Genomic DNA, 12,402 nt, shown 5'->3' on the forward strand with positions numbered 1-12,402 from the left:
AATAGATAGCGATAAAGAATTTGCGCCTGAAAAAATAGTAATTTACGAGCCGAATTTCGAAAGCTCGAGATGGCGTGAGCTAGATGAAGCTATTAAAAATTATGCAAATAAAAAGAATTTGCAAATAAGCTTAATTGCAAGGCATTAAAAATGGCTGGATTTAATTACGAAAAAGATTTGCCTCATCAAAATGAAGCAATAAATGCGGTGATGGATGCTTTAGTTGGATGTGATATAAAAACGAGCCTAAACGCAGAGCAAAATCCTCTAATAGAAAGCAAAAACAAGGTTTTTGACATCTGTATGCAAACTGGAACTGGCAAAACGTATACGTTTACGAAAATGATGTTTGAGCTAAATAAAATCTCAGGCGTTTTTAAATTTATAATCGCAGTGCCGACGCTTTCTATAAAAGCCGGAACGATGAGCTTTTTAAACTCAGAAGCTACTAGAGAGCATTTTAGAGATATCTACTCTAAAAATATCAAAATTTATCTAGTCGAGAGCGCAAAGCAAAACGATAAAAAAGAGCGTATGCCAAGTGCGATAAGCGAGTATGCAAGAGCTAGCGAAAATAATGCTATACACGTGCTTGTGATAAATCAAGGCATGATAAACTCTCAAACAATGCAAAAAGAATTTGACGTAACTCTTTTTGACGAGATATCAAATCCTTTTAAGGCTATCTCACATATAAGGCCTATTTTGATAATAGACGAACCACATAAATTTGATAAAGAAAATAAAACGTGGGAAAATTTGAAGAAATTTAACGCTCGACTTACATTTAGATACGGCGCTACTTTTAAAGAGTTTGAAAATAAAATTTATGAGTTAAATGCACTTGATGCTTTTAATGCGGATCTAGTAAAAGGCGTAGAGGTTTATGTAGCTAAATTTGACGAGGCGGCTGATGTAAGCGCAAGGCTGGTATCTACGAACGGAACGATTGCTAAATTTGAGCGTAAAGCTGATAGAAAAAGCAAGTTTTATGATCTTGGTAAGGGTGATGATCTGGAGTTAATAGATGAAAATTTAAGTGGCATTAGGATAGAGAAACTAAATACAAAAATCGTGTTACTAAATAACGGCTTAGAGATGAAAAGAGGGGATGAAATAAACCCTTTTAGCTACTCGCAAACACTTCAACAAAAGATGTTAGAAGTTGCTGTAGATGCGCACTTTAAAAATGAGCGTGAGCTGATGAAGAGATCTCCTCGTATAAAACCGCTTGCACTATTTTTTATAAATGATATAGATAGCTACCGTGAGAAAAAAGGAGAATTTAGAGCTGAATTTGAAAAACTTATAAAATCAAAAATGGAGCAAATTTATAAAGAAGAAGAGCCTGGATTTTATAAAGATTATTTAAAAAAATCGCTTGACGATCTCTCTTTAACTCATGGTGGATACTTTTCAAAAGATAATGATGATAAAGACGAGAAGATACAAAAAGAGATAGATGAAATTTTACACGATAAAGAGAGCTTGTTAAGCCTAGATAACACAAGACGTTTTATATTTTCAAAATGGACTTTACGTGAAGGCTGGGATAATCCAAATGTATTTACTATCTGCAAACTAAGAAGTAGTGGCTCAAATACAAGTAAGCTACAAGAAGTAGGGCGTGGGCTAAGACTGCCTGTAAATGAGTATATGGCTCGTGTAAAAGATGATAAATTTATGCTTAACTATATTGTTGATTTTAAAGAAAAGGACTTTGCAAATAGCTTGATAAACGAGATAAATGAAAGTGTTGAAACTGAGTTAAATAAAGAAGAACTTACTGAAGAAATGATAAGGCTTGTGGCTTTGAAATTTGGTATAAGCAAAGACGAAATTTTAAAAAGACTTGATGAAGAATGTGCTATTAACAGAAGTAATAAATTTTTAGAAGGTGGATACGAAAAATTTAAAGAGATTTATCCGCTACGAAACGGAAATTTATCGCAAAAGATAAGAAACGTCGAAGACAAGAAAAAAGGTGTGAAGATAAGACCTGCCATGTTTACTGAGCTAAAAGAGCTTTGGGAGAGGCTAAACGAGCGAGCGATCCTACAATATATGATAAAAGATGAAAGCGAATTTGGTAAAATTTTTAGTGATTTTTTATCTAATAGAAAAGATATATTTAAACCAAATGGGCTTGAGGTGCAGAGATTTGGCGTAAATGCTACAAAAAGTGGTATGAGCGTCGTAAATATAAGTAGTGTAGAAGATAAGATAGAGCCTATAAATACACTGACTTATAAAGAATTTTTAGTGAAATTAAGTGACGTGATATGTGTGCGATTAGATACGTTGTATATTGCATTTGAAAAATGTAAAGAAGTAGATATAAAAAATTATTTAAATTTATCTACGATATATGCCTTAAAAAATGAATTTAATCGCTACTTGCTAGAAAATGCGATAAGCAAATTTAGCATCTCTTATAAAAAAGTAGAAAGTAGTGTACATCCAACAAAATTTACAGATGAAAAAGGAGATGTAAAAGATGTAAGCGCTAAAGATCTTGGTGTGCAAAGCATTAAAGGCGAGTCAGCAAAAGAGTATTTGTTTGATGAGATATTTTATGACTCAGAACTTGAGAAAGAAAATATTATTGAGGAGATCTCAGAAGTAGTTGTCTTTACAAAAATCCCAAAGAATTCGATAAAAATCCCAGTAGCAGGTGGCGGTACGTATTCGCCAGATTTTGCTTACATAATAAATAAAAAAGATGGTAAAAGCAGACTAAATTTCATCATAGAAACAAAAAATAAACCTAAAAGCGAACTTGCGCTAAGCGAAAAGCAAAAGATTAAGCATGCACAAGAGCTTTTTAGTAGTAGCGGATTTGACGTGAAGTTTGAAACGCAATTTGAAAATGAAAAAATATTAGATGTTATAAAAAAGTCTTTATGATTTAGAGGCAAAATTAGCCTCTAAATTTAAACCATAAACATAACTTTTGCAAGCAGAACGATTAGCACCGCAAGCGTAAGTGCGATAGGGTGGATGTCGCCAAGTGGGCTAGGGCGCTTAAATATAAATTTGCAACTCAAATTTACTATAACCGCAGCCACGATCACCATCGCTAAGAAAAATTTGATCATAAAAGTGATCTGTAAATTTGTCTCAAAGTAGCCTCCAGCCTTGCTGCCAACCCAGTTACTCATCATTATGCCACCAGTTAGAACTAAAAGTAGCAGACAAATAGGCATGATCCTAACAGCTACCGAGCCGATGGCTTGCTTTGCCTTTTGCGCAAGCTCTGGCGGAATCTTTTTGCTCGCTGCTCTTAAGATAATCACATCAAAAAATAGGTAGCCAACAAATATGATCGCACAAAAAAGGTGGATTATCTGCGCGTAGGGATATAAATTTTGCATTTTTTTCCTTATCTGTAAATTCCAACTGCTTCACGCACTTTTTCTATCGTTTCGTGAGCTATATTTTGAGCTTTTTTAGCGCCTAGATCTAAAATTTTAGCCACCTCATCAGGATTATTTTGATAGTGCTCAAATTTCTCTCTTGCATCTTTAAAATAGTCCCAAACAAGCTCATTTAGATAGGCTTTAAAGTGCCCATGTCCCTCGCCGCCACGCTCATATCTAGCCTGCAAGTCGCGCTGGCCGCTCTCGTCTAAGAAAAGCTTTGCGATATTATAGACGTTGCAGTTTTGCCACTGCTTTGGCTCTTCAAGCGGTGTGCCGTCAGTTACAATGCTTGAAATTTGCTTTTTAAGCGTCTTGGCGTCCGCGAAGATATCGATCGTATTGCCGTAGCTTTTGCTCATCTTTTCGCCGTTTGTGCCAGGCACGGTGGCTACGTTTTCATCGATCTTTGCTTCAGGCAGAGTGAAAATCTCGCCATGTTCGTTGTTAAATTTGATCGCGATATCACGCGCGATCTCTACGTGCTGGATCTGGTCCTTACCCACAGGCACGACCTGCGCGTTATAAAGCAAGATATCAGCTGCCATCAAAACTGGATAGCTAAAGAGTCCGTGGTGCGAGCTAAGGCCCTTTGCGACCTTGTCTTTGTAGCTGTGTGCGCGCTCAAGTAGGCCCATAGGCGTGTGCTGGCTTAGCACCCAGTAAAGCTCAAGCACCTCTTTAACGTCGCTTTGCACCCAAAAAATGCTTTTGTTTGGGTCGATCCCAAGCGCCAAAAAGGCACACGCAGCGTCAAATGTGTTTTGTTTTAGCGCCTTTGCCTCGCTAAGACTGGTCATCGCGTGGTAGTTTGCTATAAACATAAACATCTCGTTTTTTTCTTGCATATCAACCATCTGCTTTATCGAGGCAAAATAGTTGCCTAAATGCAGCTTTCCGCTTGGTTGGAGGCCGGTTAATACTCTCATCTTATCCTTTCAAATTTGGCTTTTTCTCGCGAGCGCTTTTGATAGAGATTTGAAATTTTAAGCTTTCGGCAGACTATATGTCTAGCCTCGGCTTAAAATTTCTACACAACTATCAAAATCATCTCACGATACTTCGCCAAAATGCTTTTTTAAATTTTAACGTTACATTAGATTTTTGTATCTAATCTAATCTTAAAATTTAACTGGCAGACCATCTATCTAGCCCTCACTTAAAAACAAAATTTCGTCTTGCCTAAACGAAAAATCCTTTGTTAAAAACTTCTTAAATTTCAACATCACGTCAGACTTTTTAGTCTAGCTTGATCTTAAAATTTAGCTTGCAGGCTAAATGCCTATTAAATTTAACCGCACAACATTTGTCGCTTTAGCGCTTTATCAAAGTGAAGCAAAAATTTATCTCAAAACTTCGCCAAAATTTCTCACTACAAAACGTTTAATTTAGCTCAAACATCACAAATTCCAACACCACACTAGACACCCATCTAGCCTGATCTTGAAATTTATCGTTGCAAGCAGCCCACGCCACTTTGCAACTAAACTTTTAAAAGTATCCTTATCTCTTTTACGATCTGCTTTGGGGTCTTGCCTTCGACTTCAACGATATAATCAGCCTTTTTTTCATAAAGCTTCTCTCGCTCCAGATGCAGCGCTTCAGCCTTTTTTAGGTCGCTTAAAAGTGGGCGCTTAGCGATCTTTTTCTCGCTATTTTTGCTATTTTTTAGCCTTTGCATGATCGCATCAAAGCTTGCTTTTAGATAGATTACGGTGCCTATTTTGTTTAAATTTTTAACCTTTGCAAAGCCCCCACCTGTCGAGATGATCGCATTTTTGACATTTGTGGCTAGAAATTTAGCAAGGTCTTTTTCAAGTTGCCTAAAATGTTCTTCGCCAAATTCATCAAAGATAGCTTTTATCTTCATATTTTGTGAGCTCTCTAGCAAGTCGTCGCAGTCAAGATTCAACGTCTTTAGCGCCTTGCTTAGCGCCCTTGCAGTCGTGCCCTTGCCAACGCCCATAAACCCTATCAAAACGATATTATTGTTCTTTGTTTTCATCGCTCTCTCCACGTTTTTTAGGGATTAGCACGATAGGCACGCCAGTTAGGTTAAAGCTCTCTCTAAGCTTGTTTGTTAGGTAGCGTTTGTAGCTAAAGTGCAGGCATTTTGGGCGGTTCATGATGAGTGCTATCATGATAGGTGCGGTTTTAAACTGTGCTGCGTAGTAAATTTTCACGACCCTGCCTTTATCTCGTGGCAGTGGGTGCGCTTTGGTCGCTTCGCCGATCACTTCATTTAGCTTTGATGTTTGAATTTTTTGGGTGTAGTTTTTGTAAATTTCAACTATGAGCGGGTAAATTTTATGCACTCTTTTGCCGCCAAGTGCCGAAACGCTGATGATCGGCGCATATGCGAGAAATTTAAACCTATCTTTTATCTCTTTGCAAAGTTCGTCAAATTCTTCGCTGCTTTTGTCCCATTTGTTTAGCACGATTATGACGCCAAGCTCAAATTTAGAGGCGATGCCAGCGATACGCTCGTCAAGCTCGGTTAGTGGCTCAGAGCTATCAAGCACGAGTAGTGCGACGTCTGTCTCTTCTAAAATTTTCTCAGTTCTATTTAGCGCGTATCTCTCTATACCCTCGATCTTGCCACGCTTTCTGATACCAGCAGTATCGACAAACTCAAAAACCCTGCCATCATGCTCGTAAATTTCATTTACTGGATCGATCGTAGTGCCTGCGATGTCGCTAACAACGGCTCGGCTCTCTTTTACAAGGGCGTTTAGAAGTGAGCTTTTGCCGACATTTACACGGCCTATGATGCCAACTCTTATGTTTTTGCTCTCGTAGTCTATTTCGTCGCTTAGCTCGCCCTCGTCGTTATAGTTTTCTAAAAAATCATCAAAATCATCGTTCAAATCGGCCTTTATCTGCACCTTATCTTCTATGTGCTTTGCCAGCCACATACTAAGCTCATCAACGCCGGTGTTGTGACTTACGGAAATTCCAAAGGCGTTTTTTGCGCCAAAACTTACAAATTCCCACTCTCTTTGCTCGTCTTTTTTGCTGTCTATTTTATTTATGACTAGAGCGATTGGTAAATTTAGCTTGCTAAGCTCGTAAAAAATGGCTCTATCCTCGTCATCTGGCATCATTTTGCCATCGACCATGTAGAGGATAACGTCTGAGTTTTTAGCCTCTGCCAAGGTCTTTGCTTTTACGTTTTTAAAAAGCTCGCTGCTATCATCAAGCCCGCCGCTGTCGATTAATATGCACTCTTTGCCCTCAACTTCGATCTTAGCTTTATTTGTATCTCTTGTAGTGCCGCTAACGTCGCTTGTTATGGCGATGCGTCTTCTTGCTAAGCGGTTAAAAAGTGAGCTTTTGCCGACATTTGGCTTGCCTACTAATATTACTTTTTGCAAATTTTGTCCTTTTTATGATGGCTGATTATACAAATTTTTCTCTTATATAAAGTATAAAATTACGCTTAAAAGCGCCGAAATAAAAGAAAAAATCAACCAAAATTTAAGCCATTTTTTATTAAAATGAGTGCTTTAAATTTAGAGGTTTTGCGATGTTAAAAAGGTTTTATATTTCACATCTTGGCATTTTTTATATGCTCTTTGCTTGCTTTATGTTTGCCGTGACTGGCGCATTTGCAAAGTATCTGAGTAAAGATATGCCTTCTATCGAAGTTGTTTTTTTTAGAAATTTGATCGGACTTTTCATCGTCATCTACGCCATCTATAAATTTCCATTTAAACAAACTGGCGGGCACTTTTTCTTGCTGATGTTTCGCGGTTTTGTTGGCACGGTGGCGCTTTTTGCATTTTTTTATAACGTAGCGCACGTAAATTTAGCCACAGCCTTTACCTTTCAAAAGACAAACCCGATATTTACAGCCATTCTCGCAGCCATTGTTTTTAAGGAGCGTCTAAGCTCGCTTGGCTGGTTTGCTGTCTTTTTAGGATTTGGCGGAATTTTGCTCGTTATCCAGCCAAATTTAGGTATCAATAAAACTGATATTATCGGCATTTGGAGCGGCCTTGGAGCGGCTATTGCCTACACAAGTGTCAAGGAGCTAAACAAGAGCTACGGCACAAATATCATCGTGCTAAGCTTCATGCTTTGGGGCTCGTTTTTGCCGCTTATTTGCATGGGGATGGCTGAGTTTTTCACCTATGAGCCTCTGGATTTTTTATTTTCTAAATTTGCTATGCCAAGCTGGCACAACGTCGTTTTTATCTTGCTGATGGGGCTTAGCGGCTACTATTTTCAGGCGTTTATGACAAAGGCATTTGCAGTTGGCAAAAAAGCTGGTGTGATCGCTGCGGTTAGCTACGCTGACGTCATTTTTACGCTTATCATTGGCTATTTTATGGGCGATGCGTTGCCAAATCACTTGGCACTTTTGGGCATCTTGCTAGTAGTGGTGAGTGGAATTTTAGTTGTTAAAGAAAAATAAAGGAGAAAAAATGATCTTAATCGCTGGACCTTGCGTGATAGAGAGTAAGGAGCTTGTTTTTGAAGTGGCAAAAAGGCTAGTTAAATTTAATGAAAATCCAAAGCTTGATTTTTACTTTAAGTCTAGCTTTGACAAGGCAAATCGCACGAGCATTAGCTCATTTCGTGGCCCTGGGCTAGAAAAGGGTTGTGAAATTTTAGATGAGGTGAAAAAAGAATTTGGCTTTAAAATTTTAACCGATATCCATGAGAGCTATCAAGCTCAGCCAGTTGGCGAAGTGGCTGATGTGCTGCAGATCCCTGCATTTTTGTGCCGTCAAACTGACCTGCTCGTGGCGGCTGCAAAGACAAAAGCGGTCGTAAATATCAAAAAAGGGCAGTTTTTAGCAGCTTCAGCGATGAAACACTCTGTTAAAAAGGTGCTTGAAACAAGAGGTGTGAGCGGCGATGGATACGAGGTCGCAAAGGCAAATGGCGTCTGGCTAACCGAGCGTGGAAGTACCTTTGGATATGGAAATTTAGTCGTTGATATGAGAAATTTGGTGCTGATGAGAGAATTTGCGCCAGTCATTTTTGATGCGACCCACAGCGTGCAGATGCCAAGCTCACTTGGTGAAAAAAGTGGCGGTGACGCTAGGTTTGTGCCTTATCTTGCAAGGGCAGCAGCTAGCGTTGGGGTGGATGGATTTTTCTATGAGACGCACATAAACCCTTGCGAAGCGCTTTGCGATGGACCAAATATGCTAAATTTAGACGAGCTTGAAAAGGTCGTAAATGACACGCTAAAGATAGAGGAAATTTTAAATTTTTAAACTAAGGAGAGAGGGATGAAAAGGATTTTAGCGCTACTTTTAGGAGTGTTGTTTTTAGTAGGTTGTGGCTCATCTCAGCCAAAGGTGCCACTTGCTGGCAAGTATAAATTTGAGGGCATTAGCTACACTCATGTGCAGCGCCACGAACCGACAAAATTTTTCTATTAAAGCCCAAAAATGATCGAGAAAAAGTATAACAAGCAAATCACTGAGGCGCTTACAAAAGAAAATTTGCTAGATCCAAATTCTAGCGACGAGCTAAAGATAAAGATAACTCACCGCAGGGAATTTATAGGTGAGGCGACCTTTGCTAAAAGCGACAGGATGGGCAATATCTACCTTACTTACGAGGTAGAAGTTGTTAGAAATGGCGAAGTTTTAAGGCATTATGGCTCTAGCGAGCTAAGGTTTAACCCTGGAGTCTTTGGAAATTTAAAGGGGCTGGTTGGACAAAATAACGATGATAGCTTTGAAAATAAGGCGATTGGCGTAAATATAAAAGAGATCGTTAGCACTATAAAAGAGATGAAGTAAATTTATGTCAAATAGAGGCTTTTTATGGATATTTCTAGGTGCGGTGGCCGAGTGTGGCTGGGCGTATGGGCTAAAACACGCGTCAAATTTAAGTGAATTTTTGCTTACGACGTTGCTTGTAAGCATAAGTTTTGTCTCGTTTATGAAGGCTTTAAAATATCTGCCTGTAAGTATCTCTTATGCTGTATTTGTGGGCTTTGGAACGGTTTTTATCGTGATAGCTGAGATCGTTAGTGACTACGTAGCAAGCGGGATCATGCCAAATTTCATTAGGCTATTTTTTATAGCGGCGCTAATTTTAGGTGTGCTTGGGCTAAAAGGCATAAAAGAATGATCCACTTTTTAGCGCTTTTACTGGCTGGATGTTGCGAGGTCTCTGGCGTCTTTTTTATCACGAAATTTTCAAAAAGCGCAGGCATAAAAAAGTGGGCAAATTTCATCCTTTTGCTTGGAAATTTCGCCCTTTCTCTAACGCTACTTAGCTATGCTATGCAAACTATCGCTATGTCGGTGGCGTATGCGATCTGGACAGGCATCGGAGCGATCGGAGCAGTCGTGGTTGGCGTAGTTTTTGAAGGTGAGAAGATAAATTTTAAAAAAGCCTTGTTTTTAGCGCTCATTATCTTTAGCGTCATCATGCTAAAGATAGTTTGATGAAGGGTCTATTTTTAAACAAGCTTTTGCTAAACTTGCATAAAAAATAAAGGAGAAAAGATGAAAATAATCGAAGGAAATTTAGCTTTAAAAGGCGATGAGAAGATAGCGATCATCAACGCAAGGTTTAATCACATCATCACAGACCGCTTGGTAGAGGGTGCAAAAGACGCATTTTTACGTCACGGTGGCGACGAGAAAAATTTAACTTTAGTGCTAGTCCCTGGCGCATTTGAGATACCTATGGCGCTTGAAAAGGTGCTTGCAAGCGGTAAATTTGACGCGGTTTGCTGTGTGGGAGCGGTGATAAGAGGCGCAACGCCACACTTTGACTACGTAAGCGCTGAGACCACCAAAGGCATCGCAAACGTGACGCTAAAATACGCAAAACCAGTCACATTTGGCGTGCTAACGGTAGATAACATCGAGCAAGCGATCGAGAGAGCTGGCAGCAAGGCTGGAAACAAGGGCTTTGAAGCGATGACGGGCGTTATAGAGATGCTAAATTTATACAAAAAACTAGGAGAGTAAAATGGCCACACGTCATCAAGTGAGACAAGCCATAGTTTCGCTACTTTACTCAAACGAGATAAATCCCGTAACTACGGAGTTTGAAGAGGAATTTTTAGAAGAAAAAAAGATAAGAAACGAGCGCAAAAATGAGGCGCAGCAGACCTTTAAAGAGGTGCTAGCAAACAAAGAAAAACTAGATGAAATTTTAAAGCCACACCTAAAAGATGGCGACTTTAGCAAGGTTGGCGCAACAGAGCTTGCTATCCTTAGACTTGGGCTTTATGAGATGAAATTTAGCCAAACTGATAAAGCTGTCATCATAAATGAGGCGATCGAGCTTGCAAAGGAGCTTGGAAGCGATCAGGCGCCAAAATTTATAAACGGCGTGCTAGATAAGATAAAGGGCGATCTATGAGGCTCTGCGTCGCTCTTGACATGGCGAGCAAGGATGAAAATTTAGCCCTTGTAAGAGAGCTAAAAGGGCTTGATCTTTGGCTAAAAGTGGGGCTTAGAAGCTATCTTAGAGACGGAGCTAAATTTATAGAGGAGCTAAAAGGAGCAGGGGAGTTTAAAATCTTTCTTGATCTAAAGCTCTATGATATCCCAAACACCATGGCAGACGCCGCTGAGGTCGTCTCAAAGATAGGCGTGGATATGATAAATTTGCACGCAAGCGCTGGCGAGAGAGCGATGAAAACTGTGATGGAGCGTCTTAATGCGCTGCAAAATCGCCCTTTGGTGCTTGCTGTATCAGCTCTTACTAGCTTTAACGAGAGCGAATTTGAAGCGGTTTATAACGATACGTTATCTCGCTCGGTTAGGAAATTTAGCCAGATGAGCTTTGAAGCGGGGCTTGATGGCATGGTCTGCTCGGTCTTTGAAAGCAAGCTCATAAAAGACGTGACAAATAAAAATTTCATCACGCTTTGCCCTGGTGTTAGGCCTTTTGGCGAGAGTGCGGGCGATCAAAAGAGGGTTGCAAATTTAGTTAGCGCAAAGCAAGAGGGCAGCGACTTTATTGTCGTTGGCAGGCCGATCTACGAAAACACAAACCCAAGAGAAATTTGCGAACGCATTTTGGAGCAAATTTAGCGCCCTAACTTGCATAAAATTTGATCTAAAATCATTTTAAGCATGGCTTTTCGCGTAATAAATTTTAATTAAATCATTGCGTGATCATGGTTTGGACGACGACTGAAAGCAATAGCAAGATGAAATTTAGCAAGCTTTGTAGCGCACGAATAAAATTTCATTCAAAGTGGCGAGCTTGGCGGAATTTAAAAGAAATTTGAGGTAAATTTGAGCGATTTTAAGAAAATCCCCTATGTCGGAGATGCGACGCAGGCCGATCTACTGGCACTTGGCTACAAGGATATCGCTTCGCTAAAGGGCGCGAACCCTGAGGAGATGTTTGAACGCACAAAGGCGCTTGGTCGCGGCAGTGATAGGTGCATCCTCTATGTTTACCGCATGGTTTGTTATTACGCAAATACTCCGCACCCAGATAAAACCAAGCTAAAATGGTGGCTTTGGAAGGATTAAATTTTTAAAATTTGGTAGCCACTATTTACAAACAATCACAAACTTTTATCAACTTTTGCAAACATTGAGCTACGATTTTAACGTTATTTTAAAGCCTTTATGCATAAAATCACAAACTATTACAATAATAGCAAACTATTATTATCAGAACTTTTTAGTTGACTTTTTGACTTAGTAAAACAAAAACCATAGATAGCAAAGGGTAACTAATATTTTTAATTATATAAATAAGGTAAAAATGAGACTCTGGACGATAAATTTTAAATATCTTGACGTAAAGGGTCTTGTGGCTCTGTGGAGAGAGGCTTTGCTGGCTAAAAATGTTTTAGAGGGGCTGACAAAAGGCTATAAAAACCACCCACAATTAATTAGATTTTACACTCATGAAAACTCTATCGATGCTATAAATACCTATCTTTTGGAAGTTTATAAAGAGGCTTGCGCTCGTGGATATAAATTTGATGTTGCAAAAGTTGGCAAATTTGACGCAGAAATTTTATCCAAGATCGCCG

At 39.3% G+C, this 12,402-nt stretch carries 17 protein-coding genes; 13 read left to right on the forward strand and 4 right to left on the reverse strand.

Annotation, left to right across the window (positions count from 1 at the left end; genetic code table 11):
- Nucleotide 1 precedes the first annotated feature (1 nt).
- Nucleotides 2–148 carry a hypothetical protein gene (locus CYP84_RS11185; protein ID WP_430393503.1) on the forward strand — a complete coding sequence of 49 codons (147 nt, stop codon included), beginning with the start codon at nucleotides 2–4 and terminating at the stop codon, nucleotides 146–148.
- Between the two features lie 2 nt (nucleotides 149–150).
- Nucleotides 151–2,907, forward strand: coding sequence for a type III restriction-modification system endonuclease (locus tag CYP84_RS01205; RefSeq protein ID WP_103636396.1), 2,757 nt, complete (start codon nucleotides 151–153; stop codon nucleotides 2,905–2,907).
- A 26-nt stretch (nucleotides 2,908–2,933) separates the two neighbouring features.
- On the opposite strand, the gene CYP84_RS01210 is transcribed toward CYP84_RS01205, so the two are convergent.
- The 4 genes from CYP84_RS01210 to der form a co-directional block, all read right to left on the reverse strand.
- Entirely contained in the window at nucleotides 2,934–3,374 is a 441-nt protein-coding gene (locus CYP84_RS01210) for a copper resistance protein CopD (RefSeq protein ID WP_103636397.1), read from the reverse strand.
- An 8-nt stretch (nucleotides 3,375–3,382) separates the two neighbouring features.
- Nucleotides 3,383–4,348: a tryptophan--tRNA ligase gene (gene trpS / locus CYP84_RS01215; RefSeq protein WP_103636398.1), complete on the reverse strand. Its 966-nt coding sequence runs from the start codon at nucleotides 4,346–4,348 to the stop codon at nucleotides 3,383–3,385.
- A gap of 554 nt (nucleotides 4,349–4,902) precedes the next feature.
- Nucleotides 4,903–5,424, reverse strand: coding sequence for a shikimate kinase (locus CYP84_RS01220; protein WP_103636399.1), 522 nt, complete (start codon nucleotides 5,422–5,424; stop codon nucleotides 4,903–4,905).
- Entirely contained in the window at nucleotides 5,405–6,793 is a 1,389-nt protein-coding gene (gene der, locus CYP84_RS01225) for a ribosome biogenesis GTPase Der (protein WP_103636400.1), read from the reverse strand. The genes CYP84_RS01220 and der overlap by 20 nt, the downstream gene beginning before the upstream one ends.
- Before the next feature lie 152 nt (nucleotides 6,794–6,945).
- On the opposite strand from der, the gene CYP84_RS01230 reads away from it, so the two are divergent.
- The 11 genes from CYP84_RS01230 to CYP84_RS01275 all read left to right on the forward strand — a co-directional run.
- Nucleotides 6,946–7,836 (forward strand): DMT family transporter, encoded by an 891-nt coding sequence (locus CYP84_RS01230; RefSeq protein ID WP_103614578.1) that lies wholly within the window; start codon nucleotides 6,946–6,948, stop codon nucleotides 7,834–7,836.
- 10 nt (nucleotides 7,837–7,846) lie between these two features.
- Nucleotides 7,847–8,647 carry a 3-deoxy-8-phosphooctulonate synthase gene (gene kdsA, locus CYP84_RS01235; protein WP_103636401.1) on the forward strand — a complete coding sequence of 267 codons (801 nt, stop codon included), beginning with the start codon at nucleotides 7,847–7,849 and terminating at the stop codon, nucleotides 8,645–8,647.
- A gap of 15 nt (nucleotides 8,648–8,662) precedes the next feature.
- A complete protein-coding gene (locus tag CYP84_RS10655; RefSeq protein WP_180996353.1) occupies nucleotides 8,663–8,815 on the forward strand; it encodes a hypothetical protein in 153 nt (50 codons plus the stop codon).
- Nucleotides 8,816–8,824: 9 nt separating this feature from the next.
- Entirely contained in the window at nucleotides 8,825–9,181 is a 357-nt protein-coding gene (locus tag CYP84_RS01240) for a hypothetical protein (protein WP_180996354.1), read from the forward strand.
- Nucleotides 9,182–9,185: 4 nt separating this feature from the next.
- On the forward strand, nucleotides 9,186–9,515 hold the full coding sequence (locus CYP84_RS01245; RefSeq protein ID WP_103636402.1) for a DMT family transporter: 330 nt from the start codon (nucleotides 9,186–9,188) through the stop codon (nucleotides 9,513–9,515).
- Nucleotides 9,512–9,835: a DMT family transporter gene (locus CYP84_RS01250; RefSeq protein ID WP_103636403.1), complete on the forward strand. Its 324-nt coding sequence runs from the start codon at nucleotides 9,512–9,514 to the stop codon at nucleotides 9,833–9,835. Before CYP84_RS01245 ends, CYP84_RS01250 begins: the two co-directional genes overlap by 4 nt.
- 60 nt (nucleotides 9,836–9,895) lie before the next feature.
- On the forward strand, nucleotides 9,896–10,366 hold the full coding sequence (gene ribH / locus CYP84_RS01255; protein ID WP_103558932.1) for a 6,7-dimethyl-8-ribityllumazine synthase: 471 nt from the start codon (nucleotides 9,896–9,898) through the stop codon (nucleotides 10,364–10,366).
- Between the two features lies 1 nt (nucleotide 10,367).
- A complete protein-coding gene (gene nusB / locus CYP84_RS01260; RefSeq protein ID WP_021089355.1) occupies nucleotides 10,368–10,763 on the forward strand; it encodes a transcription antitermination factor NusB in 396 nt (131 codons plus the stop codon).
- Complete coding sequence (gene pyrF / locus CYP84_RS01265) at nucleotides 10,760–11,440, forward strand: orotidine-5'-phosphate decarboxylase (protein WP_103636404.1); 681 nt, start codon at nucleotides 10,760–10,762, stop codon at nucleotides 11,438–11,440. Before nusB ends, pyrF begins: the two co-directional genes overlap by 4 nt.
- Nucleotides 11,441–11,647: 207 nt before the next feature.
- A complete protein-coding gene (locus CYP84_RS01270) occupies nucleotides 11,648–11,890 on the forward strand; it encodes a helix-hairpin-helix domain-containing protein (protein WP_103636405.1) in 243 nt (80 codons plus the stop codon).
- 238 nt (nucleotides 11,891–12,128) lie between these two features.
- Nucleotides 12,129–12,402 (forward strand): pyrimidine dimer DNA glycosylase/endonuclease V (locus CYP84_RS01275; protein ID WP_219809651.1); only part of this gene is annotated, 274 nt, incomplete at its 3' end.

This window comes from Campylobacter concisus, assembly GCF_002912425.1.
GTDB lineage: Bacteria > Campylobacterota > Campylobacteria > Campylobacterales > Campylobacteraceae > Campylobacter_A > Campylobacter_A concisus_AH.

What these genes read in the sequence shown, in the direction of transcription:
- CYP84_RS01205 (WP_103636396.1), top strand. Translation starts at nt 151, where the DNA reads ATGGCTGGATTTAATTACGAAAAAGATTTGCCTCATCAAAATGAAGCA.
- CYP84_RS01210 (WP_103636397.1), bottom strand. Translation starts at nt 3,374, where the DNA reads ATGCAAAATTTATATCCCTACGCGCAGATAATCCACCTTTTTTGTGCG.
- trpS (WP_103636398.1), bottom strand. Translation starts at nt 4,348, where the DNA reads ATGAGAGTATTAACCGGCCTCCAACCAAGCGGAAAGCTGCATTTAGGC.
- CYP84_RS01220 (WP_103636399.1), bottom strand. Translation starts at nt 5,424, where the DNA reads ATGAAAACAAAGAACAATAATATCGTTTTGATAGGGTTTATGGGCGTT.
- CYP84_RS01230 (WP_103614578.1), top strand. Translation starts at nt 6,946, where the DNA reads ATGTTAAAAAGGTTTTATATTTCACATCTTGGCATTTTTTATATGCTC.
- kdsA (WP_103636401.1), top strand. Translation starts at nt 7,847, where the DNA reads ATGATCTTAATCGCTGGACCTTGCGTGATAGAGAGTAAGGAGCTTGTT.
- CYP84_RS10655 (WP_180996353.1), top strand. Translation starts at nt 8,663, where the DNA reads ATGAAAAGGATTTTAGCGCTACTTTTAGGAGTGTTGTTTTTAGTAGGT.
- CYP84_RS01240 (WP_180996354.1), top strand. Translation starts at nt 8,825, where the DNA reads ATGATCGAGAAAAAGTATAACAAGCAAATCACTGAGGCGCTTACAAAA.
- CYP84_RS01245 (WP_103636402.1), top strand. Translation starts at nt 9,186, where the DNA reads ATGTCAAATAGAGGCTTTTTATGGATATTTCTAGGTGCGGTGGCCGAG.
- CYP84_RS01250 (WP_103636403.1), top strand. Translation starts at nt 9,512, where the DNA reads ATGATCCACTTTTTAGCGCTTTTACTGGCTGGATGTTGCGAGGTCTCT.
- ribH (WP_103558932.1), top strand. Translation starts at nt 9,896, where the DNA reads ATGAAAATAATCGAAGGAAATTTAGCTTTAAAAGGCGATGAGAAGATA.
- nusB (WP_021089355.1), top strand. Translation starts at nt 10,368, where the DNA reads ATGGCCACACGTCATCAAGTGAGACAAGCCATAGTTTCGCTACTTTAC.
- pyrF (WP_103636404.1), top strand. Translation starts at nt 10,760, where the DNA reads ATGAGGCTCTGCGTCGCTCTTGACATGGCGAGCAAGGATGAAAATTTA.